The following is a 21,252-nucleotide window of genomic DNA, read 5'->3' as shown; positions in this document are numbered from 1 at the left end:
GCAGCGGCGTGTCGGCTCGATGTTCCTGCATTCCGTACGCAACCCCCGCGGGGACCGTGTGAGCCGGGCTGCGGTCAGCCGGCCGGGCGGGCGGCCGCCGAGGGCGAGCCCCAGATGAAGTACTCGCGCACCGGGACCCCCTCGCGCGGCGCCTCGAGGATGCGGCCGCCGCCGAGGTAGATCGCGACGTGGTAGTAGTCGCCGCCCGATCCCCAGAAGAGCAGGTCGCCGCGTTGGGCCTGCGACACCGGCACGCCGAGGCCGCGCCCAGCGAGCGTGCGGTACTGGTTCGTCGCCGAGTGGGTGCCGATGTAGATGCCGGCGTTGGCGTACGCCATCTTCGTGAGGCCCGAGCAGTCCCACACGTCGGGACCGGCACCGCCGAGCCGGTACGGCTCCCCCAGCTGCGCGCGGGCGAACGCGATCGCGGTCTCGACCGCACCCGAGTTCGGAGGGGCGGGCGCCGACGGCGGAGCCGGCGCGGGAGCCGGTGCCACGCCGCCTCCCCCGGGCGCCGGCGCAGGCGGCGCGGGCGCCGCCGGACGCGACGCGGCCGCGGCCGCCGCGGCCGCAGCCGCCGCTGCGGCGGCAGCCGCCTCACGCGCCTGCCCCTCCGCACGCTCGCGCTCGAGCTCGGCGGTGGTGTCCTTGAGGCTCGCGAGCTGCGCGTACAGCTCCGCGGACTTCTGCTCCTGCACGGCGACGGCGGTGTTCGCGCGGTCGGCGGCCTCGCGCGCCTCGTCGGCGCGCTGCTCGGCGAGGCCGGCGAGCCGCTCGCGCTCGGCCGCGGCATCCGCTGCCTGCTCGCGCAGCGAGTCGGCCGTGTTGCGATCGGCGAGCGCCTGCTCGTACAGCTCGTTCGACTGCTCGCCGAGCTTCGAGGCCATGCCGAGCTGCTGCAGCAGCTCCCGCGCATCGTCCCCCGAGAACATGAGCTCGGTCGCGAGGTCGCTCCCGGCGGTCTTCGCGAGGTGGGCGGCGAGCAGGCCCGCGCGCATCTTCGAGATCTCGGCGACGGCATCGGCCTCGTCGGCCTGCTGGCGCAGCATGCGCTCGCGCTCGGCGGCCCGGTCGCGCTGGTCGACGGCGATGCGCCAGGCCTCGTCGGCCTGCATGGAGACGATCGCCGCGGCATCCGCCGCCTGCTGCAGGCCCACGAGCAGCTCGCCGACGCGGGCGATCTCGGCCTGCTTCGTCTGCTCGTTCTGCTTGGCCTGCTCGATCTCGCTCCACGACGGGTAGTCGGGCTCGGCCATCGCCGGCCCGCCCGCCACGACGACCGACGCCGTGACGGCGCCGACCGCGACGGTCGAGAAGACGGTCGCGGGCTTCACCCGCGAGATCGGACGAGTACGGTGCTCAGCCAAGGCCCACCCCCCGGTCGGCCATGAATGGAATCGGATTGATGCGGCTGCCGCCGACGAAGACCTCGAAGTGCAGGTGGCATCCGGTCGAGGCTCCGGTGGTGCCGCTCGACGCGATGTTCTGGCCCGACTCGACCCACTGTCCGGTGCCGACGAACGTGCCACCGGGACGGATGTGCGCGTAGCCGGTCCAGACGCCGCCGCCGTGGTCGATCTGCACGTAGTTGCCGTAGGTGCCCGACCAGCCCGCGAAGCGCACGACGCCGCTGTTCGCCGCGTAGATGGGCGCGGAGCATCCGGTGCCGAGGTCGACGGCGTAGTGGAACGAGTTCGAGCACCCGCCGCCGGTGCAGATCGAGCTGCGCGAGCCGTAGCCCGACGTGATGCGCCCCGCGGCCGGCCGCGCCCAGCCCGACGCCGCCACCGCGCCCGGGGAGCCGTTCTTCAGCGCCTCCTGGCGCCGGCGCTCCTCCTCCTCCTTGCGGATGCGCTCGCCCTCCTGGTAGGCCGCTGCGGTCTTCGCCTCGGTGTCCTGCAGGAACTTCAGCTGCTGCTCGAGCTCGATCTTCTTCGCCTGCGACTCGGCCAGCGCCGCCTCGGCCGCCGCCTGGGCCGCCTGCGCCACCGCGAGCGCCTCCTCGGCGGCGATGCGCAGCTTCTCACGCTCCGCCCTGGCCACCTCGGCCTGTCCGGCCAGCGAGCTCGCCGCGTTCTGCTTCTCCCGGGCGGAGTTGTAGATGTCGGACGTGCGCTCGACCATCTTCTCCATGCTGCCGAGCTTCGCGAGCAGCGTCTCGGTCGCGGCGGAGTTGCCCGCGTCGAGGAAGAGGCTCACGCCCACGTCGCCCGTGCCCGCGCGGTAGAGCTGCGCCGCCACCTGCCCGGCGTTGCGCTCCGCCGCGGCCGCCTCGGCCGCTGAGGCGTCGGCCTGCGCCTGGATCTGGTCGGCGCGCGCGACCGCGTCGTCGAACTTCTGCTGCGCCACGATGAGCTCGTCGGTGCGAAGCTCGGCCTCCGCCCTGGTGATCTGGACGTTCGTCTCGAGCTGCGCGATGAGTCCGGTGATCTGCACCACGGCGGCGGCGCCCGCCGCGGTGTTCGCCTTCGCCGCCTGCAGCTCGTCCCAGGTCGGGTACGCCGCCGCCTGCGCGCTCGCCGGCACCGCGACCGCCCCGACGAGCGCGAGCGCCGCGATCGAGACGCCGGCCATCACGCGCCGCACGCGGCGGCGCAGCCGCAGGCGCGCGCCGGCGGCATCGGTCGCGCCGGGCGTGCTCGGCGCGCTCGACGCCGGTCGGCCGGGCCGGCGACGGATGCCCCGTGGCGAGGTCGTGCGGTCTCGGGCGATCGGCATGCGGATGGTGGTGCGGTCCATGGTTCCCCGTCCACGCGGGCTCGTTCGCCCCGCGCTCCTCGCGTCTCTCGGCTTCTCTCGTGGGTCGGTGATCGGCTGCCGTGCGGGCAGTGGCAGCCTTCACGTTAGGCGCGAGCGAGGCGCTTTCCGGGTATTTCGGGCGCGCGTGGCGGATGCCGCGGGGTGCGTGCCGGGTCCCGGATCGGAGTGCTCGCGGCATCCGCCGGCCTCGTTTTGCGCTCGCGCGCGTTGGCACGTATGCTTGCTTGTCGGCGGTCATGCCCCAAAGCAAGGCCACCCGGCCCCATCGTTTAGTGGCCTAGGACACCGCCCTTTCACGGCGGCAGCACGGGTTCGAATCCCGTTGGGGTCACCACGAAGGCATTACAATTGAACAGCTTCTTTACGAGGCCCTGTGGCGCAGTTGGTTAGCGTGCCGCCCTGTCACGGCGGAGGTCGCGGGTTCAAGTCCCGTCAGGGTCGCTCAGGCGACAAGCCCTTTCCCTTTCGAGAGAAGGGGCTTTCTCCTTATCGAGGTGGTGTTGACCTGGTCATCCAGGTCAGCGGATGCCCCGAGGCTCTGTAGCTCAGTTGGTAGAGCGTTCGACTGAAAATCGAAAGGTCACCGGATCGATGCCGGTCGGAGCCACATCGAAAACCCCCGGTCATCCGGGGGTTTCCTTGTTTGTGCGGTCTATTTGAGTCGCATGCATTCGCATCGTTTGCCCACAATTGCCCCGGTGCCCAGTTGATCGAATGCCTGCGTCGCGGCCGTTTCCCCGAGCGCCTCAGGAACCGGCGGAGGGCCGGAGTCCGGCTTGGACGCCGGCCCCTCGGCTTCCGGCAGAGGCGCTGAGCAGTCACCAGGTCTCCGTGGTGGCGACTCAGCCGTCGATCGCGGCGAGGATCTCGGTGGTCGTGGCGACCTTCGCGAGCATCGGGAAGATGCGCTCGAGGCTGTTCTGGTGCGTCTCGGGTCGAAGATCGATCACGGCATCGGAGGCGATGACGAGTTCGTAGCCCAGGTCGTGTGCCTCGCGGGCGGTCGATTCGACGCCGATGCTCGTCGCGACACCCCCGAGCACGAGGCGCGTGATGCCCCGGCTTTCGTGCCGCCGATGTCGACCGCGAGAACGACCGAGGAGTCCTGTCGGGACCGCCCATCGGAGAGCGCCGCATCGGCCGCCGAGGGGAGTGTCATCTTGATGCTCATTTCTGCTCGAACTCTCCGCGAGAGGGTAGCGAACGGAAGCAGGCTCAAGCTCGGACCCCGTCATATGCCTCGAGCTGTTGCATTCTCCCGGTCTCGCCGATATGGGAGCGTCACCGCAGCCGGAGCGGGCGATCGAAGGACTGTCATGTGGGCCGAGCGCGTCGACGAGACGCCTGACCTCGCAAAATTCTCAGCACCTGCAAGTGATCGACGACTGTGTTTCCCCTTGGCACTCTCTGACCGAGAGTGCTAATCTGAGCGTGGTTGAGCGACATCGACTCAACTCTTGGAACCGGCCGAACGGCCGACATCAGGGAGGAGCAAGCCATGGCCATGTACTGGGACCCGTTCCGTGAGCTCGACCGCCTCGCTGCGGGCATGCTCGACTCGAGGCAGGGACCTCGCGTGATGCCCATCGACCTGCACCGCGACGGCGACCACTACGTGCTCTCGGCCGACCTGCCGGGCGTGGACCCCGGCTCGATCGACGTCGACGTCGACGGGCAGCTGCTCACGATCCGGGCGGAGCGCACGCTGCGCTCCGACAGCGACGTGCAGTGGCTCGCGCACGAGCGCCCCAGCGGTTCGTTCCTTCGCCAGCTCACGCTCGGCGACGGGCTCGACACCGCCGCGATCAGCGCCCACTACGACAACGGCGTGCTGAGCGTCGTCATCCCGGTGAGCGAGCGTGCCAAGCCGCGCAAGGTCGAGGTGCAGAGCGCGCCGAACTCCGAGCGCGAGATCTCGGCGTCGTCGAGCTGAGCAACCGCCGTCACGAACGAAGAGCCGCTTCGCCGTTCGGCGGAGCGGCCTCTCGCACGCTCCGTTCGCCCGAGTCACCAGCCGGCTGACTCGCGGCCCGATCACGTCGAGGAGATGAGAGAGATGCAAGCTCACGACGGGTGGCGGCGTTATGACCGGACCCTCTTCCCCATCTTCCACGAGCGGTTCGAAGAGAAGTGGGGATCCGGCACGGCACCGTTCCTCGATCCGAGCGTCTACGACAAGGACCAGCCCAGACCGCGAGCCCAATGGATCAATGTCGACACCGGAGCCGCGGTCGCGGTCGTTCCCGTCTGGGAGAACGACCCATCCGCGCGCTCGTTCGCCGTCTTCTACCTCCCGCCACACGGAGGCATCTGGGTACTGCGACCAGCCGGACTGACCGGCTATGTCGAGGATCCGGCCAGCGACACGCTGCTCGGCGAAGGTTCGATCGCACTCCGCAACGACTCGTTCAAGAAGGCAGTCGCCCATGCCGAGGACTTCATCTACGGAACCAGACCAGGGATTTGAAGCCGTTCCACGATCCACGCCGATGCGGTAGGTCTCGAGCGCCGCTCTCGTAGGCCAGGCAGCCCGGTCGGTGTCAAGTGCGAGGCAGCCCGGTCGCGCGACTGATCAGGCTGTCGAACGCGCGGTCCGTGAGCAGGCCGCGCGCCGCGATGAGCGGCTTGGCACCGAACCCCACTGCGTACCGCGTCCTGGGACGGCGGGCGGTCACGCCCTTGCCGATTGCGTCGGCGATCACCGACGGGGGCGAGTTTCGGTTCACGTTCGCCTCGGAGCGCAGCGACTTGGCGACCGCATCTGCCTGCGCCTTGTACGCTCCGGTCCCGGAAGTCTCCTCGAGGTGGGTGGCCGCAATCCCGCCCCACTCGGTGGCGATCCCGCCCGGCTCGACCACGACAACGTCGATCCCGAACGGGGCGACCTCCAGCCGGAGGCAATCCGAGAGCGCCTCGAGCGCGAACTTCGTGCCGTGGTACCACCCGCCAAGCGGGGTGTGCAGCCTGCCGCCCATTGACGTGATGTTCACGATCGTCCCGGAGCGCTGCTTGCGCATGTGGGGCAGTGCGAGCTGGGCGAGACGGATCGCGCCGAACACGTTCACCTCGAACTGGCGGCGCCCCTCGTCGATGTCCACATCCTCCAGCGCCCCGTAGGAGCCGTAGCCGGCGTTGTTGACGAGCACGTCGATCCGACCGGTCTCGGCGATGATCCTTTCGATCCCCGCCTGCATCGACACGTCGTCGGTGACATCCATGGCGAGGGCACGGATCCCGTCGGCCGAGAGCTTCTGCAGGCGATCCGTGCGGCGCGCCGCGCCGTAGACGGTGAAGCCGAGGCTCTGCAACTCGCGAGCCGTGGCCTCGCCGATTCCTGAGGAAGCGCCGGTGACGAGGGCTACCTTGTTGGTCATGTCTCTCTCCCGATGTAAAGTGAATCACGGTTCATGAACATCATGAACCGGCGCTCACGTTAAGTCGAGTGAGAGATCAACTCTCGTTTATGCAGGAGTCGCACATGTCAGTCATCAGGCCCATGCGGGCGGACGCGGTTCGGAACCGTCGCAAGATCCTCGACGCCGCCAACGCGCAGATCACTGCCCGCGGGCCCGACGTCGGCATGGACGAGATCGCCCAGGCCGCCGGCGTCGCAGTTGGCACCCTCTACCGACATTTCCCGACCAAGACCGACCTTGTCGCGGCCGTCGTCGGCGAATATGTCGTCGCGGTCGCCGATGATGCGCAAGCCTCCCTCGGCCGGGCGAGCGTAGGTACCTCACGCGCCGTCGACGAGGTCGTCGGATTCCTCTCCCGTGTCGCCGAGTCATCCGCCGACCACCACGCCGTGAAGGCCGCAGCCCAAGGCCTCGGCGTTGAGGGACATGGCGACGAGTCCGACGAGTCCCGCGCCAGCGGCGCCCTCGCCGAGCTCATCGCCCTCGCGCAGGCCGACGGCGACATCCGTACCGAGGTTACCGTCGACGACCTCTACCTGCTCATGGCCACAGCCCCCACTGATGAGCCCGCGCCCGTCCGGCAACGGTGGCTTGACCTCATTCTCCCCGGAATCACCACCCCACCGTGCTGAAGAGGCCTGCCGTTGAGCCTTCATCGACGGCGGCGGGATGACCTGAGCAGAACCACGCCGACGAAGTCATCCAAGTCGGCGCTGAGCTCGTCGCCGCCCCGATAGAGGCGGCCCCAAGAGAGGCACTCGATCACGGCGCCGACGAGTTCATGTGCGGCGCACGAGGCGCGCCGCGATCCTCCGTCGCGTCGCAGCCGACCATTCTCCTCGCCGAGCTCTGCCTTACTGGTCGACACGCGGCCGGCCCGCTCGCTGGCGTACAGGCGACCGAGCGGCGTGCCCACATTTTGCCCACGACTCGGAGACATCGAGCCGACTTGGACGTGATCATGAGGGCCACAACTGCCTTGCAATCGCTGGGATCGTGAGGCACAAGCCCTGAGATCTCACGGCACCCGGGCCGACTGAAAATCGAAAGGTCACCAGATCGATGCCGGTCGGAGCCACATCGAGAACCCCCGGGAGACCGGGGGTTCTCTCGTTGTCCGCGCGGCGTTCGGGGTGCCCGCTCCGTGGGCTCCGCGCTCGGGTCGGCCGTCAACTGATGAGCCCGGAGCTGGCCATGATGCGAACGGGATCGATGCGAATCGCCACGCGCAGCGGGTTCACGCGCGGCTGGCGGTAGCGGGTCGCATACAGCGCGACGGCCAGTGCGACCTCTTCGCGATCGTCGTGCACGGTGCCCACGCCCTGGACGGTGATCCAGCGGGCGCCGTCGAACTGGCTCACCGTGGCGGTGCCGTTCCGTCGGATGTTCTGGACCTTCTGAGAGCCTCCGGACGAGATGATTCGCAGCACCCCGTCTTGCAGGGTGAAGCCGACGGGCACGGAATGGATGCCACCCCAGGCCGCCAGGGTGGAGAGCGTGGCGAGGCGACGCTCGGTTACGAATTCCTGCCCCGCTTCGGTGAGCCTTCGCACTCCCTCAGGGTATCGAGGCATCGCGGAAGCGCTTGGTGGGCCGCGAGCCACCACTGCCTCGACGTGTCCATTTGCGCGTCCGCGAACGCGTCACCGCCGTCTCGTCGACGGCCTCCCCCATCCTGATGTCCCCATCACCCCCGAGTAACGTCGCCCGTTCATCGCGCAGCAGCCGTCAGGCGAAGCGGGCAGTCGCGCACGCAATCCGCAAGACGCTCAATCCCCGACGTGACCCGCCCGATGCCGACCAGGCCATCCGAGGGCTCGGCCGCGCCGTCGAAGAGGAACACGATGAGGCTCTGCCCGGCGGGCCAGTACGCCACGTCGCCCACGCGGTAGCTGGTGACCGGCGTCGCCGTTGCCGTCTCGAGGGCGGCCGGGAGCTGGGCGACCTGCGCCGCGCCCATTCGGTCGTCGAGCTCGAGGGCGACGGAGAGGCGCTGCTCGAAGCCGGTCGCCGGGTCCAATTCCGCCACGGTCTCAGTCGCGGGGCGATCCGGGGTGAACGCTGGTGCGCCGGCGAGGAGGAGTGCGGCGACGATCGGGGCGAGCATTCGGAAGGTCATGACACGAGCATCCGGCCCGTTGAATGCGTGCGGGAGTCCCGGGTCTGAGGTGTCCTCGCAGGGCATCCCAGCTCGGACGGCGCCCGCCTAGCCTTGATGCATGGATCATCATTCGGAGGTGCGTGAGTTCCTGATGTCGCGGCGCGCCCGAATCGAACCCGAGCAGGTCGGCCTCGCACCGGGCGGCGACCGTCGGGTCCCGGGACTCCGGCGGGGTGAGGCGGCCGCGCTCGCCGGCGTCAGCGTGGAGTACTACGCGCGCCTGGAGCGCGGCGGGCTCGCCGGGGCATCCGATGCCGTGCTCGACGGGCTCGCGAAGGCCCTGCTCATGGATGACGCCGAACGCGAGCACCTGTTTCGCCTCGCCCGTCGAACCGACGGCGTCGGAGCGGGGCGGCGCTCAACGCGCGCGGCCCCGCTCGCCTGGCGTCCGTCGGAGAGCATCCAGTGGGTGCTCGACTCGATGGAGTCCGCCGCCGCGCTGATCGGCAACGGCCGGACCGACCTGCTTGCATGGAACGCGCTCGGTGGCGCGCTGATGGACGAGATGATCACGACCGCGACGACCTCGCCGCCGAACTTCGCGAGGTTCATCTTCCTGGAGCCGGTCGCGCGCCGCTTCTACCCCGACTGGGATATCGCCGCCCGCACGAACGTCGCCCAACTCCGCACCGAAGCCGGCCGAGACCCGAATGACAAGCAACTCCATGACCTCGTCGGCGAACTGTCGACACGGAGCGACCACTTCCGCCAGTTGTGGGGTCGTCACGACGTCTGGCAACACGAGACCGGAGTCAAGCGCGTCCATCACCACGTGGTCGGCGACCTCACGCTGCACTACGACGGGCTCGACCTCGTGGGGCAGGCCGCCGTGCAACTCACCGTGCTCAGCGCGCAACCCGGATCTCAGGAGCACGATGCCCTCCGATTGCTCGGAGCATGGGCCTCGTCGAATGCAGATGCGGCGGAAGCGGTCCAGAAGCCGGGGTCGCGCAGCACGGCGGACTGAACCGCGTCGACGCCGTTCACTGCCACCGTCGGGGGATCACTGCGAACACGCCCACGGGCGGTCACGAGCAGCGCAAGGACGACTGCTGCCGCACTCACGAGGACGGAGATCCATCCGGGAATGCCGAACGCCGCGACGACTTCGGGAAGATTCACGACGACGACCGCGAACGCGCACACCGCGATGGCCAACAGTGCGGCGACGACTCCCGCGACGTACGAGCTCGTTGAGCCTGCTGCCATTTCTCCCTCCAGATCCGACGATGCATGCAGGTGGTTCTCCCGCCCGACGTGACCGCACCAGCCGCACTCGGGACCCAATGAAATGCCGCGACGAACCAGACGGCACGCCCCTTGACAAATGCCCGCCGACACCGAGGGGGGCGCAGATCATAGCCCGGCGAGCGCTTAGGGTAGGCTAACCTGACCCCCTGTTCGCCAACCGGAGATCCGTCGTGCTCAGAACCGCACCCTCGCCCGGCCTGACCCTCCTCGGTGGGACTGCCGACGACGTCGCGCTGGTGTCGGGCGACGAGCGGATCAGCTACGGCGACCTCGCCGACCGGGTCGACGCGCGACGGGCTGAGCTCGGTTCGGGTCGACGCCTGGTGATGCTGCAGGCGGCGAACGCCGTCGAACCCGTCATCACGTACCTGTCCGCACTGGCCGGCGGGCACCCGGTGCTGCTGGTCGCCCCCGGCGATGACGAGGGATCGATCCGGCATCGCGCGTCGCTCGCCGAGCGATTCGATCCCGACCTCGTGGCGGCCGGGTCGGGCGACGCCGTCGCCCTGCACGAGGTCCGCGAGGGCAGTGTGCACCGGTTCGCCCCCGAGCTCGCGCTGTTGGCCAGCACCTCGGGATCGACCGGGTCGCCGAAGCTGGTCCGCCTCTCGCGCGAGAACCTCGAGAGCAACGCACGGGCGATCGCCGAGTACCTGCGGCTGACGCCCGACGACCGGGCGGCGACGACGCTGCCGATGCACTACTGCTACGGGCTCTCCGTGATCAACAGCCACCTCGTCGCGGGCGCGAGCCTCGTGCTCACCGATCGCTCGGTCACCGACCCAGGGTTCTGGCACGAGGCATCCGAGCACCGGATCACGTCGTTCGCCGGGGTCCCCTACACCTTCGAGCTGCTCGAGGCCGGCGGGTTCGCCGAGCGCATGCCCTCGAGCATCCGCTACCTCACGCAGGCCGGCGGACGGCTGGCGCCCGAGGCCGTGCGCCGGTTCGCCCGGCTCGGCGAGCGCCGGGCGTTCGAGTTCTTCGTCATGTACGGGCAGACCGAGGCGACGGCGCGCATGGCGTACGTCCCCGCCGAGCTCGCCGAGCAGGCCGCGGGGTCGATCGGCCGGCCGATCCCGGGCGGCCGCCTCCGCATCGACGCCGAGCTCGGTGCGCACGTCGGCGAGCTCGTCTACGAGGGTCCGAACGTCATGCTCGGGTACGCCGAGTCGCCCGACGACTTCGCGCTCGGGCGCACCGTCCACGAGCTCCGCACCGGGGACCTCGCGAAGCAGCGCGAGGACGGCCTGTTCGAGGTCGTCGGCCGCATGAACCGGTTCGTCAAGGTCTTCGGACTCCGGGTCGACCTGGACGCGGTGCAGCGCCTTCTCGCCGACGAGGGCATCGAGGTGCGCACCGCGAGCGCGGGCGAGCGGCTGCTCGTGTTCGTCCGCGCCGAGCGACAGCTCGAGGCGGCACGCACGCGTGCGGCGGCGCTGCTCGGCATCCCCGGTCACGCCGTGCGGGCCTACCCGATCGCGGAGTTCCCGTGCACGTCGACCGGCAAGCCCGACTTCGCCGCCCTCGTGCGCCACGCCGACCTGCTCGACCGCCGGGCCGACGAGACCGCAACGGATGCCGCGGATGCCGCGGACGGCACGGTCACCGCCGAGACCATCCGCGACCTCTACGCGGAGCTGCTGGGCCGGCCCGACGCGACGCCCGGTGACACCTTCGCCGGGCTCGGCGGCGACTCGCTCAGCTACGTCGAGGTCTCGCTGCGGCTCGAGGAGCTGCTCGGCCGCCTTCCGCGCGACTGGCCCTCGCAGTCCCCGCGCGCGCTGGCCGAGACCGTGACGACCACGGATGCCGCCGCCGACGGCCGCGCGGGCGCCGAATCCACGCCCGACGGATCCCCGACGACAGCGGACGCCCCGGGAGCCGAGCCCGGCCTCAAGGCCACCAAGCGCTCCCGCTCCTGGTTCCCGCACGTCGAGACCCCGGCGACGCTGCGGGCGATCGCGATCGTCCTGATCGTCGCCACCCACGCCGACCTGCTCGGCGTGAAGGGCGGCGCCCATCTCCTGCTCGCCGTGGCGGGGTACAACCTCGCCCGGTTCCAGCTCGCGACGGGGGCCGGCGGCGCCCGTGCCCGGCGCCTGCTTCGCAGCGCGGCGCAGATCGCGATCCCCGCGGCGCTCTGGATCGGCGCGGTCGCGCTGGTCAGCGGCAAGTACGTGCCGACGACCGCGCTGCTCGTGAACAACCTGGTCCCGGGCGACGGTCGCTGGAACGAGCAGTGGCAGTTCTGGTTCCTCGAGGCGGCCGTCTGGACGATGCTGGGCCTCGCGCTGCTGTTCGCCGTCCGGCCCGTCGACCGACTCGAGCGGCGGCATCCGTGGGCGTTCGCGCTCGCGCTGCTCGCGGCGACGCTCGGACTCCGATTCGCGCTCGTCGGCATCGACGCGCACGGCGTCGAGCGCTACGCCGTGGCGACCGTGCTGTGGTGCCTGGTGCTCGGCTGGGCGGTCGCCCGGGCCGACACCGCGCGCAAGCGGCTCCTCGTGTCGGCCGTCGCCGTGGCGGCCACCGTCGGGTTCTTCGGCGACCCACTGCGCGAGGGGGTCGTGATCGCGGGCATCCTGCTGCTGGTCTGGGCGCCGAGCCTCCGGATGCCCCGCCCGCTCGTGCCCGTCGTGCGGCTCCTCGCCGGGGCATCCCTGTTCATCTACCTGACGCACTGGGTGGTGTACCCGCCGTGGGAGCAGTCGGCTCCGTGGCTCGGAACGCTGCTCTCGCTCGCGGTGGGCGTGGCCGCGTGGTACGCGTATCGCCTGGCGACGACGGGCCTCGGCGCGGTGCGCCGCCGACGTCAGCCGGCCGGAGTCGCTTCGGGGACGAGCGTGCGGCGCCGGAGCGCGGTCTCGGGGTAGAGCACCACGCCGCCGTCGACGTCGACCGTCACGGCGGAGCCGGTGCTGAACCGCGCCGCCTCGTGCAGCGGCACCCGGTGGGTCACCTCGACGGGGATCTGGGATGCCCCGATCCGCAGCCGCAGCTCCGCGGTGCTGCCCGCCGAGCGCATCCCCACGACGGTCGCGTTGCCGCCGTCGGCGGCGTCGTCGACCCGGAGCTGCGACGGCCGGAGCATGGCGCACACCCGGGGAGCGCCGCCGCTGCGGTCGTGGCGCACCTGGAGGCATCCGAAGGCGCACATGGCGAGCGCCTCGCCCGCGGCCTCAGCGGGGACCATCACGACGTCGCCGAGGAACTCCGCGATCTCCGCGTCGACCGGTGCGTCGAAGACCTCGGACGGCCGACCCGACTGCACGAGGCGACCGTCGGCGATGACGCCGATCTGGTGCCCGAACGCCAGCGCCTCCTCCTGGTCGTGCGTCACGAGCACGGTCGTGACGCCGCTGCGATCGAGCGCCTCGACCATCGCCGTGCGCGTGTGCGCGCGCAGGCCGGTGTCGAGGGCGCTGAACGGCTCGTCGAGGAGGATCACCGACGGCTCGAGGGCGAGCGCGCGGGCGAGCGCGACGCGCTGCTGCTGCCCGCCCGAGAGCTGGTGCGGGTACCGGTCGGCGAGCGCGGGGTCGAGCGAGGCGATGTCCATCACGTCTCGCACGCGCCGAGCACGGTCGGGGCGACGACGGATGCCGAAGGCGATGTTCCGCGCCACGGTGAGGTGGGGGAACAGGGCGCCGTCCTGGGCGACGTAGCCGATCCCCCGCCGGTGCGCCGGAACGTCGGCGCCGCGACCCGCGAGCGCGCGGCCGTCGAGCGCGACCGTGCCCGAGTCGGGGCGCTCGAAGCCGGCGATGATGCGCAGCAGCGTGCTCTTGCCACTCCCGGAGGCGCCGACGATCGCCAGGCGCGCGCCGCGCGGCACGTCGATCGACACCGCGTCGAGCACGCCGAGGCGGCCGAACGACTTCGAGACGTCGGTCAGCTGCAGGCTCATGGAGTCCTCCTGGCTTTCACTTGGGCGAGCATGAGCGCCACCGCCGGGATCGACAGCAGCACGAGCGTGAGCGCGTATGGTGCGGCGGCGGGGTAGTCGACCGCGGATGCCGCGGCCCAGAACCCCGTGGCCACCGTCGTGGTCCCCGTGGGGGCGAGCAGGAGTGTCGCGGTGAGCTCGTTCGCGGCGCCGAGCGCGACGAGCGCCCCGCCGGCCGCGAGCGACGGCAGCAGGAGCGGGCCCGTGACCCGCAGCTTCGCGACGAACGGCGAGGTGCCCAGCGAGCGGGCCGCCTCCTCGAGGCTCTCGGGCACCTGCGCGATGCCGGCCCGCACCGACACGAGGGCGCGCGGGAGGAAGATCACCACGTAGGCCGCGATCACCGTCGCGACCGTCTGGTAGAGGCCGGGCAGCACGCGGAGGGTGACCGTCACCAGCGCGAGGGCGACGATGATCGCCGGCAGGCTGCTGGCGAAGTAGTAGGCGCCCTCGAGCGTCCGAGCGACCCGCCCCGGATACCGCGCGGAGAGCCAGGCCGCCGGCAGTGCGACCGCCAGCGCGGCGACCGCGCCGCCGACGGCGAGCAGCAGCGTCTGCACGGTCGCATCGACGACGGGCGCCCAGCTCGCGGCATCCGTCACCAATGCCCAGCGGATGACGCTGACCAGCGGGACCACCGACGAGGCCACCGCCAGCGCGACGAGCGCGAGGACCACCGGTGGCGTCGCGCGGCCGAGGCCGAGCCGGGGTGCCGGATGCGGCGAGCCGCCGCCGACCCGGGCGTAGCGCAGGCGACCGCGTGCGGTGGCCTCGACGAGGAGCACGACGAAGCAGAGCAGCGCGAGCACGACGCCGAGCGCCGCGGCGTTGGGGCCGGCGAAGCTCGACTGGTAGGCGACGACGATCGCGGTGGTGAACGTCTCGAAGCGGAGAAACGCGAACGCGCCGTACTCGGCGAGGAGGTGGAGGGCAACGACCAGGCCACCGCCGAGCATCGCGAGCCGCAGCTGCGGGAGGACGACGCGGACGAACACCGCCCAGGAACCCATGCCCAGTGATCGCGCCGACTCCTCGAGCGCCGGGTCGAGGCCGCGGAGCGCGGCGAGCGCCGGCAGGTACACCAGCGGGTAGTAGGCCAGCACGGCGACGAGCAGGCCGCCCCCGAGTCCGTTGATCGACGGGATCGCGCTCGCCCAGCCGTAGCTCGCGACGAACGCGGGGATCGTCAGGGGCACGACGAGCAGCACGGCGAACAGGCGCCGGGCCGGGAGGGCCGTGCGCTCGACCAGCCAGGCTCCGCCGACGCCGAGCACGACGGTCAGCGGCACGCCCAGCACGACCAGCAGGACCGTGTTCACGAGCAGTTCGCCCACGCGGGGGCGGAACACGAGCTCGGCGAGCTGCTGCCACCCCATCTCGACGGCGACCTGGACGACGTAGCCGACGGGGATGAGCGCGGCGGCGCCGAGGACGGCGACGAGCACGACGAGTCCGGCGGGCGGTCGCCTCCGGTCGGCGACCGTCGCCGGTGCTCGTGTCGTCGCCGTCTGGGTCAGAGGAGTCCGGCTTCCGTCATGAGGTCGATGACCTGGGGGCCGTTCAGCTTCGAGGGGTCGATCGCGGGAGCGCCGAGGGAGTCGAGCGCCGGGAGCGGCTCACGTGCGGGCACCCCCGAGCTGACGGGGTACTCGAAGCTGTAGCCCTCGCCGAGGATCGTCTGACCCTCGGTGCCGGCGAGCCACGCGAGGAACTCCTGCGCCTCCTCGGCGCGCTCGCTCGACTCCAGCACGCCGCCGCCCGAGACGCTCACGAACGCACCGGGGTCCTGGTTGCCGAAGTAGTGCAGCTCGGTGTTGCCGCTGTTCTCGGCCGTCTCGTCCTGGTCGCGGTACCAGTAGTAGTGGTAGATCACGCCGACTGGCACCTCGCCCGCGTTGACGGCCTTCATCGTCGCGATGTTGTTGCGGTAGATGGTCGCGTTCTCGTGCATGCCCTCGAGCCACGCGCTGGTAGCGTCCTCGCCCTGCGTCTCGAGCACGGCCGAGACGATGGCCTGGAAGTCGGCACCGCTCGGCGCCGCGCCCCAGCGACCCTTCCACTCGGGCTGCTGGAGGTCCATGAGCGAGGCCGGCAGCTCGGCCTCGGTGATGAGCGACGGGTTGTAGACGAGCACGGTCGAGCGGGCGGCGATGCCCGTCCACGCCCCCGTGGAGGGTCGGTACTGCTCGGGCACGAGCTCGAGCGTGGACTCGTCGACGGGCGCGAACAGGCCCGCCTCCTCGACGAGCGACATGGCGGGCGAGTTCTCGGTGAGGAACACGTCGGCGGGCGACGCCGATCCCTCGGCGACGAGCTGGTTCGCCAGCTCGCTGTCGCCGCCGTTGCGGAGCACGACGTCGATCCCCGTCTCCTCGGTGAAGGCCGCGACCCACTCCTCCGTGAGCTGCTCGTGCTGCGCGTTGTAGACGACGAGCGCGTCGTCGGGCGCGGCTCCTCCTCCCGTGGCGCAGCCCGCGAGCAGGAGCGGCACGGCGGCGAGCGGAACGAGGGCAGCACGGAGCAGGGGACGCATAGATGGATTCCTCACAGCGGTAGGTAAGGCTATCCTAATGGTCGCGCCGCACCCGAATTCGCACGGGGCGACGCACGGGGACTTCTCCGGGAGCCCGGTCCTCAGCGCCGGTCGGCGTCGACCGCTGCGTGCGTCGCCGTGACGGATGCCGCGGGGAGCCGCACCGTGACCCGCAGCCCACCGTCGGGGCGGGCGGCGATGTCGAGCGTCCCGTCGTGCGCCCGGGTGATGCTCGCGACGATGGCCAGCCCGAGGCCGACCCCCGCGTGGTCGGTGCGGATGCGCTCGGTGCCGCGCTGGAACGGCTCGGTGAGCGTGGAGACGAGCTGCGGGCTGAGCTGCTCCCCCGTGTTCTCGACGGTCAGCACCGCCGACTCGGAATCGACCCCGGTCTCGACGTGCACCGTGCCGTGCTCGGGCAGGTTGTGGACGATGGCGTTGTGCAGGAGGTTCGTCGCCAGCTGCAGCAGGAGCGCGTGCGATCCGAGGGCAGGGGTGATCTCCCCCGACGTCTCGATGCCGACGCCGTGCTTCTCCGCGAGCGGGAGGAGCGTCTCGGCGGCCTCCTCGGCGATGAGGGACAGGTCGACCGGCGTGCGGGTGAAGGACCGCTGGTCGGTGCGGCTGAGCAGGAGCAGCGCCTCGGTGAGGTCGATCGCTCGGGCGTTGACGACGCGGAGGCGTTCGATGAGCTCATCATCGTCACGCCGCGGATCGTTCTCGGCGACCTCCAGCAGGGTCTGCGTGATCGCGAGCGGAGTCCGCAGCTCGTGAGAGGCGTTGGCCGCGAACCGCTGCTGCTCGGCCACCTGCGCTTCGAGCCGGGCGAGCATGGCGTCGAAGCTGTCGGCGAGCTCGTGGAACTCATCCTGGCGACCCTCCAGCTCGATCCGGTGGGAGAGCGACCCGCTCGCGGCACTGCGGGTCGCCGACGTGATGCGCGCGAGCGGGGCGAGCATGCGGCCGGCGAGGAGCCACCCGCCGAGCAGTCCGAACACGAGCAGGAAGCACAGCGCCCAGGCCGCCGCCGGCACGAACGCGCGCACGAGGTCGTCGCGGCCGGGCACGAAGCCACCGATGGTCTGGATCGCCTCGGGGGGCACGTAGCGCAGGAGGAACAGCCACACGACCGCGAGCAGCGCGGCGCCCGCGACCATGAGGAAGCCGGCGTAGCTCAGGGTGAGCTTGAACCGGACGCTCAGCCCCGGCGCCCTAGCCATGTCCGCCTCCCTCGCCGGCCGAGGCGGGTCCCGTGTCGATGCGGTAGCCGACGCCGGGCATCGTGGCGATCAGCCACGGTTCCCCGAGCCGCTTGCGCAGCGCGGAGACCGTGATGCGCACGGCGTTGGTGAACGGGTCGGCGTTCTCGTCCCAGGCCCGCTCGAGCAGTTCCTCGGCACTGACGACGCCCCCCTCGGCGGCGACGAGCACCTCGAGCACGGCGAACTGCTTCCTCGTCAGCGCGACGTACCGCCCGTCGCGGAAGACCTCGCGGCGGAACGGATCGAGGCGAAGGCCCGCGATCTCGCGCACGGGCGGTCGGCTGACCGCCCGTCGGCGGTCGAGCGCCCGCAGCCGCAGCACGAGCTCCCGGAGCTCGAACGGCTTGGTGAGGTAGTCGTCGGCGCCGAGCTCGAACCCCGACGCCTTGTCGTCGAGCCGGTCGGCGGCGGTCAGCATCAGGATCGGCATGCCGCTGCCCGATGCGACGATGCGGCGGGCGATCTCGTCGCCCGATGGTCCGGGGATGTCGCGGTCGAGGACGGCGATGTCGTAGGCGTTGATGCCCAGCAGCTCCAGGGCGGTGTCCCCGTCACCGGCGATGTCGGCCGCGATCGCCTCGAGGCGCAACCCGTCGCGGATGGCCTCCGCCATGAACGGCTCATCCTCGACGACCAGAACACGCATGCCCTCGATGGTAGAAGGCGGCGCATATCGTCCGCCTATCGAAAACCGCATACGGCCTGGCAACGCCGCGCTGCGTTGACTTGGCCGCATGAGTCGATCCACCACCGCACGACGACGGCTGCGCCGGACCCTCGCGTTCCTCGCGGTCGGCCTGGCCGTCGCCACCGCCGCCGTCGTCGGGGCATCCGCCGCACAGTCGCCGCCGTCGTCGGCGACCTCCTTCGGGGAGATCCCGCGAGGCGATCTCCCCGGCCCGGCGGCCGACGGCGCAGCGACCGAGGCCGACGGCGCGATGACCGAGGCCGACGGCGTCCTGCCCGACGGCGTGACGGTCTTCGACGACCGGTACGCCGGCGTCGCCAACCTCGACGCCGAGCTGCTCCGGGCGCTGCGCGACGCGGCGACGGATGCCTCCGCCGACGGCCTGGAGTTCCTCGTCAACAGCGGGTGGCGATCCACGGAGTACCAGGACCGGCTGCTCCGCGAGGCGGTCTCCACCTACGGCTCGGAGGCGGAGGCCGCCAGGTGGGTCGCCACGGCCGACACCTCCGCGCACGTCTCGGGGGACGCGGTCGACCTCGGGGCGACGGATGCGGCGTGGCTCTCGGAGTTCGGCGCCGCGTACGGCCTGTGCCCCACGTACGACAACGAGCCCTGGCACTACGAACTGCGCCCCGAGGCGGTCGGCAGCGGCTGCCCCGCGACGTTTGCCGATCCCACGCAGGACCCGAGGATGCAGCAGTGACCGGGTGGCGATCCAGGACCAGGACCGTCCTGGTCGCGCTGTTGGCCGTCTACCTCGTCCTGCTCGTGTGGCTCGTGCTCTGGAAGCTCGAGGTCCCCTGGGTCGGCGACGACGGGCGGCGCGTGATCAAGCTCGTCCCGTTCGTGCCCGGCGACGGGACCGGGGCCAGCCGGCCGCTCGAGGTCGTCGCGAACCTCCTGCTCTTCGTGCCGTTCGGCGTCTACCTCCGTCTCCTCGCGCCGTCGTGGTCGTGGTGGAGGGCCGCGGGCGTGTTCGCCTCGGCGAGCCTCGGCCTGGAGATCGCGCAGTACGTGCTGGCGGTCGGGAGCTCCGACGTGACCGACGTCATCGTCAACACCGCCGGAGGTCTGGCCGGCATCGGAGTCGTTGCCGCGGCCGGCCGGCGGCTCGAAGGGAGGACCGCCGCCGTCATGGTGCGTGCCTGCTCGATCGCCACCGTGCTCGCCCTCGTCGCGAGCGCGGTCGTGACAGCCTCACCGCTGCGCTACGGATCACCGGGCACCGGGCCGAGCCTCGACCGCACCCTGCCCGCGCAGCAACACCCCACGTCGAGTGATTGACGAGGGGACCCCTCAGTGCGACTCGGCGGCGGTCGATCCCGAGGCCGATGGTGCCCAGTCGGGCTCCCCGGTGGGACCCTCGTCCTCGTCGGTGGCGGCGTCGGCGTCGGCGGGCGCCGCACCGGCGTCGGCCGACGGCTGCGGCAGGCTGCCGAGGCGGTCGACCTGCTCGGTGAGGGCCTCGAGGACCGAGCGCAGCTGGATCTGCGCGACCTGCGCGTAGGTGCGGACGTACTCGATCTCGGGAACGGGCGGAACGTGCTCGGCGGGGATGGTCGCCGTCGCCGCCTGGCTGGCGGTGCTCTCGGCGCGCTCCAGGATCTCCCGGTACTGGCTGCGCGCGGTCAGCACGAGGTCGCGTGCGTACTGCTCGGCGTCGGCCACGGCCTTGTCGGCGATGAGCTGGGCCTGGGTGAGCAGCCCGACCGCGCCCGCCGTGATCTCGTCGTCGGAGTCGGGACCGGACGCACTCTGGGTGGTCTTCTGCGCTCGCAGTTCGGCGAGCTCCTGCCGGGTGCTGGCCGCAGCCGCCTTGACCTCGGCGATCGCCGTCGCGAGGTCGCGCATGAAGTTGTCGACCTCGAGGCGGTCGTAGGCGCCGCCGCGGATCTTCATGGTGAACTCGACCGAATGGGGGTCGGGGAGGTGGCTCACCGCGACGGCCAGGTCATGCTCGGGCCCGCTGCCCGAGTCGGCGCCCGAGTCGGCGAGGGTGTCGGGGTCGGTCTCGTTCTGCGACATGCGTGGTACCCCTATTCGCTCCCCGGCAGCCGAGCCGGCTCCGGATCATGGGTGTGGTGGTGGAGTTCATGACTGTCTTCGTCGAGCGTCGCGAACTGCTCGAATCGGACGTCGGTCGGGGCGATCCCCGCGGCACGGAGCCGGGACACCGTGTGCCGCACCATCTCGGGCGAGCCGCACACGAGCGCGAGGCGCCCGTGCAGCGATCCGTCCTCCGCGGCGACATCGCCGACGAGGCCCTTCCTGCCGGGATAGCTGGGATCGTCGGAGACCACGGGCGTATACGTGAACCAGGGGCGTGCCGAGAGGTTCTTGAGCAGCCGGTTCTCGTAGAGGTTCCATGGCAGTCGTGCACCGTGGAACAGGTGGACCTGGGGGGCCTGGCCGGTCGCCTGCCACTCCAGGTCGATCCGCTCGAGGTGGGACCGGAGCGGAGCCAGGCCGGTGCCGCCCGCCACCATGATGAGGTCGCGCCGACGCTCGTCCTCGTCGAGGGTCAGCTCCTGACCCACGGGGGCGCCGATGCGGATGGTCTCGCCGGCCTCGAGGTGACGGACCATGCTGCTGCTGACCTGGCCTCCGGGGACCATCTGGATGTGGAACTCGACGCTGCCGTCGGCACGCGGTGCGTTGGCCGGGCTGAGATAGCGCCACAGCCTCGGCCGGGCCGGGATCTCCACCGCGACCGACTGGCCCGGCTCGAACGCCAGCTGAGGTTCGGGGCGGACCTGGATGACCGTGAGGTCCATCCCGCGCCGATCGACCGCGGTCACGTGACCGCCCCAGGATGCCGGGCTGGTCGACTCGGACTCCTCGGCCGCCTTGACCATGACCGTGGCGATCAGCCCGTAGGCCTCGGCCCAGTCGGCGGCGACCTCATCCGTCCACCCGTCGCCGAGGAAGTGCTTCAGGGTGGCGAGCAGCGAGGCGCCGACGGCGTTGTAGTGGGCCGCGATGACCTCGAAGCGCCGGTGGTCGCGGCCCAGCTGCTCGATGAACCCGACCACCTCGTCGAGTTCGTCGACGCTCGACACGATCCGCCCGAGCGCTCCGACGAGCCGATCGCGCTGCGTCGCCATCGAGACGGGGAACATGCCCCGCAGCTCGGGGTGCGACAGGAACAGGTGCGAGTAGAAGAACAGCGGCACCTCATCGCCGAGGCTCTCGGCCGCCGCCCATGTCCGCTTCAGCGCAGCGGTGTCCACCG

At 71.2% G+C, this 21,252-nt stretch carries 20 protein-coding genes and 3 tRNA genes; 10 read left to right on the top strand and 13 right to left on the bottom strand.

Annotated elements, in window-relative coordinates; genetic code table 11:
- Positions 1-74: 74 nt before the first annotated feature.
- Together FYC51_RS11445 and FYC51_RS11440 are read right to left on the bottom strand one after the other, a co-directional pair.
- Positions 75-1,334 carry a C40 family peptidase gene (locus tag FYC51_RS11445; protein WP_148733647.1) on the bottom strand — a complete coding sequence of 420 codons (1,260 nt, stop codon included), beginning with the start codon at positions 1,332-1,334 and terminating at the stop codon, positions 75-77.
- A gap of 25 nt (positions 1,335-1,359) precedes the next feature.
- Entirely contained in the window at positions 1,360-2,739 is a 1,380-nt protein-coding gene (locus FYC51_RS11440; protein ID WP_148733645.1) for a M23 family metallopeptidase, read from the bottom strand.
- Between the two features lie 279 nt (positions 2,740-3,018).
- Here FYC51_RS11440 and FYC51_RS11435 point away from each other — a divergent pair.
- The 3 genes from FYC51_RS11435 (at position 3,019) to FYC51_RS11425 (ending at position 3,367) form a co-directional block, all read left to right on the top strand.
- Positions 3,019-3,094: transfer RNA gene (locus tag FYC51_RS11435), tRNA-Glu, on the top strand.
- Positions 3,095-3,127: 33 nt separating this feature from the next.
- A tRNA-Asp gene (locus tag FYC51_RS11430) sits at positions 3,128-3,201 on the top strand.
- Positions 3,202-3,294: 93 nt separating this feature from the next.
- A tRNA-Phe gene (locus FYC51_RS11425) sits at positions 3,295-3,367 on the top strand.
- A 235-nt stretch (positions 3,368-3,602) separates the two neighbouring features.
- Here FYC51_RS11425 and FYC51_RS19730 read toward each other — a convergent pair.
- Positions 3,603-3,995 carry an isochorismatase family protein gene (locus FYC51_RS19730; protein ID WP_148733644.1) on the bottom strand — a complete coding sequence of 131 codons (393 nt, stop codon included), beginning with the start codon at positions 3,993-3,995 and terminating at the stop codon, positions 3,603-3,605.
- 263 nt (positions 3,996-4,258) lie between these two features.
- On the opposite strand from FYC51_RS19730, the gene FYC51_RS11415 reads away from it, so the two are divergent.
- Together FYC51_RS11415 and FYC51_RS11410 are read left to right on the top strand one after the other, a co-directional pair.
- Positions 4,259-4,693, top strand: coding sequence for an Hsp20/alpha crystallin family protein (locus FYC51_RS11415; RefSeq protein ID WP_148733642.1), 435 nt, complete (start codon positions 4,259-4,261; stop codon positions 4,691-4,693).
- A 123-nt stretch (positions 4,694-4,816) separates the two neighbouring features.
- Positions 4,817-5,227, top strand: a complete 411-nt coding sequence (locus FYC51_RS11410; protein ID WP_148733641.1) for a hypothetical protein — start codon at positions 4,817-4,819, stop codon at positions 5,225-5,227.
- Positions 5,228-5,300: 73 nt separating this feature from the next.
- On the opposite strand, the gene FYC51_RS11405 is transcribed toward FYC51_RS11410, so the two are convergent.
- Positions 5,301-6,134: an oxidoreductase gene (locus FYC51_RS11405; RefSeq protein WP_148733640.1), complete on the bottom strand. Its 834-nt coding sequence runs from the start codon at positions 6,132-6,134 to the stop codon at positions 5,301-5,303.
- Between the two features lie 89 nt (positions 6,135-6,223).
- Here FYC51_RS11405 and FYC51_RS11400 point away from each other — a divergent pair, with 89 nt between their 5' ends.
- Positions 6,224-6,808, top strand: a complete 585-nt coding sequence (locus FYC51_RS11400) for a TetR/AcrR family transcriptional regulator (RefSeq protein WP_222863242.1) — start codon at positions 6,224-6,226, stop codon at positions 6,806-6,808.
- Between the two features lie 537 nt (positions 6,809-7,345).
- Here the strand turns inward: FYC51_RS11400 and FYC51_RS11395 are convergent.
- Entirely contained in the window at positions 7,346-7,729 is a 384-nt protein-coding gene (locus tag FYC51_RS11395) for a pyridoxamine 5'-phosphate oxidase family protein (protein ID WP_238476309.1), read from the bottom strand.
- 158 nt (positions 7,730-7,887) lie between these two features.
- A complete protein-coding gene (locus tag FYC51_RS11390; protein WP_148733638.1) occupies positions 7,888-8,295 on the bottom strand; it encodes a cyclophilin-like fold protein in 408 nt (135 codons plus the stop codon).
- A gap of 100 nt (positions 8,296-8,395) precedes the next feature.
- Here FYC51_RS11390 and FYC51_RS11385 point away from each other — a divergent pair, with 100 nt between their 5' ends.
- Positions 8,396-9,304, top strand: a complete 909-nt coding sequence (locus tag FYC51_RS11385) for a helix-turn-helix transcriptional regulator (protein WP_148733637.1) — start codon at positions 8,396-8,398, stop codon at positions 9,302-9,304.
- 454 nt (positions 9,305-9,758) lie between these two features.
- Positions 9,759-12,464, top strand: a complete 2,706-nt coding sequence (locus tag FYC51_RS11380; protein WP_148733636.1) for an AMP-binding protein — start codon at positions 9,759-9,761, stop codon at positions 12,462-12,464.
- Here the strand turns inward: FYC51_RS11380 and FYC51_RS11375 are convergent.
- The 5 genes from FYC51_RS11375 to FYC51_RS11355 all read right to left on the bottom strand — a co-directional run bounded on the left by FYC51_RS11375 (position 12,404) and on the right by FYC51_RS11355 (position 17,978).
- A complete protein-coding gene (locus FYC51_RS11375) occupies positions 12,404-13,498 on the bottom strand; it encodes an ABC transporter ATP-binding protein (protein WP_148733635.1) in 1,095 nt (364 codons plus the stop codon). The two genes, FYC51_RS11380 and FYC51_RS11375, sit on opposite strands and share 61 nt — an antisense overlap.
- On the bottom strand, positions 13,495-14,982 hold the full coding sequence (locus FYC51_RS11370; RefSeq protein WP_148733634.1) for an ABC transporter permease: 1,488 nt from the start codon (positions 14,980-14,982) through the stop codon (positions 13,495-13,497). Before FYC51_RS11370 ends, FYC51_RS11375 begins: the two co-directional genes overlap by 4 nt.
- A 68-nt stretch (positions 14,983-15,050) precedes the next feature.
- Complete coding sequence (locus FYC51_RS11365; protein WP_148733633.1) at positions 15,051-16,070, bottom strand: iron ABC transporter substrate-binding protein; 1,020 nt, start codon at positions 16,068-16,070, stop codon at positions 15,051-15,053.
- A 101-nt stretch (positions 16,071-16,171) separates the two neighbouring features.
- Positions 16,172-17,290 carry a sensor histidine kinase gene (locus FYC51_RS11360; protein ID WP_148733632.1) on the bottom strand — a complete coding sequence of 373 codons (1,119 nt, stop codon included), beginning with the start codon at positions 17,288-17,290 and terminating at the stop codon, positions 16,172-16,174.
- Positions 17,283-17,978, bottom strand: a complete 696-nt coding sequence (locus FYC51_RS11355) for a response regulator transcription factor (protein WP_148733631.1) — start codon at positions 17,976-17,978, stop codon at positions 17,283-17,285. The genes FYC51_RS11360 and FYC51_RS11355 overlap by 8 nt, the downstream gene beginning before the upstream one ends.
- Before the next feature lie 88 nt (positions 17,979-18,066).
- On the opposite strand from FYC51_RS11355, the gene FYC51_RS11350 reads away from it, so the two are divergent.
- On the top strand, positions 18,067-18,723 hold the full coding sequence (locus tag FYC51_RS11350; RefSeq protein ID WP_148733630.1) for a M15 family metallopeptidase: 657 nt from the start codon (positions 18,067-18,069) through the stop codon (positions 18,721-18,723).
- Positions 18,720-19,304, top strand: coding sequence for a VanZ family protein (locus FYC51_RS11345; protein WP_148733629.1), 585 nt, complete (start codon positions 18,720-18,722; stop codon positions 19,302-19,304). The genes FYC51_RS11350 and FYC51_RS11345 overlap by 4 nt, the downstream gene beginning before the upstream one ends.
- Before the next feature lie 12 nt (positions 19,305-19,316).
- Here FYC51_RS11345 and FYC51_RS11340 read toward each other — a convergent pair whose 3' ends face one another.
- Together FYC51_RS11340 and FYC51_RS11335 are read right to left on the bottom strand one after the other, a co-directional pair.
- A complete protein-coding gene (locus FYC51_RS11340) occupies positions 19,317-20,045 on the bottom strand; it encodes a DivIVA domain-containing protein (RefSeq protein WP_148733628.1) in 729 nt (242 codons plus the stop codon).
- An 11-nt stretch (positions 20,046-20,056) separates the two neighbouring features.
- Positions 20,057-21,250, bottom strand: a complete 1,194-nt coding sequence (locus FYC51_RS11335; RefSeq protein WP_148733627.1) for a globin domain-containing protein — start codon at positions 21,248-21,250, stop codon at positions 20,057-20,059.
- Positions 21,251-21,252: the final 2 nt, after the last annotated feature.

Origin of the sequence: Agromyces mariniharenae, from assembly GCF_008122505.1 — a bacterium.
GTDB classification, from domain to species: Bacteria; Actinomycetota; Actinomycetes; order Actinomycetales; family Microbacteriaceae; genus Agromyces; species Agromyces mariniharenae.
Note: the sequence above shows the minus strand (reverse complement) of the source record. Positions and strands in the feature narration are given on the sequence as shown.

Bases quoted from the DNA above. Each gene is read 5' to 3' on its own strand.
- FYC51_RS11440 (WP_148733645.1), bottom strand. From the start codon at position 2,739: ATGGACCGCACCACCATCCGCATGCCGATCGCCCGAGACCGCACGACC.
- FYC51_RS19730 (WP_148733644.1), bottom strand. From the start codon at position 3,995: ATGACGGGGTCCGAGCTTGAGCCTGCTTCCGTTCGCTACCCTCTCGCG.
- FYC51_RS11415 (WP_148733642.1), top strand. From the start codon at position 4,259: ATGGCCATGTACTGGGACCCGTTCCGTGAGCTCGACCGCCTCGCTGCG.
- FYC51_RS11410 (WP_148733641.1), top strand. From the start codon at position 4,817: ATGCAAGCTCACGACGGGTGGCGGCGTTATGACCGGACCCTCTTCCCC.
- FYC51_RS11405 (WP_148733640.1), bottom strand. From the start codon at position 6,134: ATGACCAACAAGGTAGCCCTCGTCACCGGCGCTTCCTCAGGAATCGGC.
- FYC51_RS11400 (WP_222863242.1), top strand. From the start codon at position 6,224: ATGCAGGAGTCGCACATGTCAGTCATCAGGCCCATGCGGGCGGACGCG.
- FYC51_RS11390 (WP_148733638.1), bottom strand. From the start codon at position 8,295: ATGACCTTCCGAATGCTCGCCCCGATCGTCGCCGCACTCCTCCTCGCC.
- FYC51_RS11385 (WP_148733637.1), top strand. From the start codon at position 8,396: ATGGATCATCATTCGGAGGTGCGTGAGTTCCTGATGTCGCGGCGCGCC.
- FYC51_RS11375 (WP_148733635.1), bottom strand. From the start codon at position 13,498: ATGAGCCTGCAGCTGACCGACGTCTCGAAGTCGTTCGGCCGCCTCGGC.
- FYC51_RS11365 (WP_148733633.1), bottom strand. From the start codon at position 16,070: ATGCGTCCCCTGCTCCGTGCTGCCCTCGTTCCGCTCGCCGCCGTGCCG.
- FYC51_RS11360 (WP_148733632.1), bottom strand. From the start codon at position 17,290: ATGGCTAGGGCGCCGGGGCTGAGCGTCCGGTTCAAGCTCACCCTGAGC.
- FYC51_RS11355 (WP_148733631.1), bottom strand. From the start codon at position 17,978: ATGCGTGTTCTGGTCGTCGAGGATGAGCCGTTCATGGCGGAGGCCATC.
- FYC51_RS11350 (WP_148733630.1), top strand. From the start codon at position 18,067: ATGAGTCGATCCACCACCGCACGACGACGGCTGCGCCGGACCCTCGCG.
- FYC51_RS11340 (WP_148733628.1), bottom strand. From the start codon at position 20,045: ATGTCGCAGAACGAGACCGACCCCGACACCCTCGCCGACTCGGGCGCC.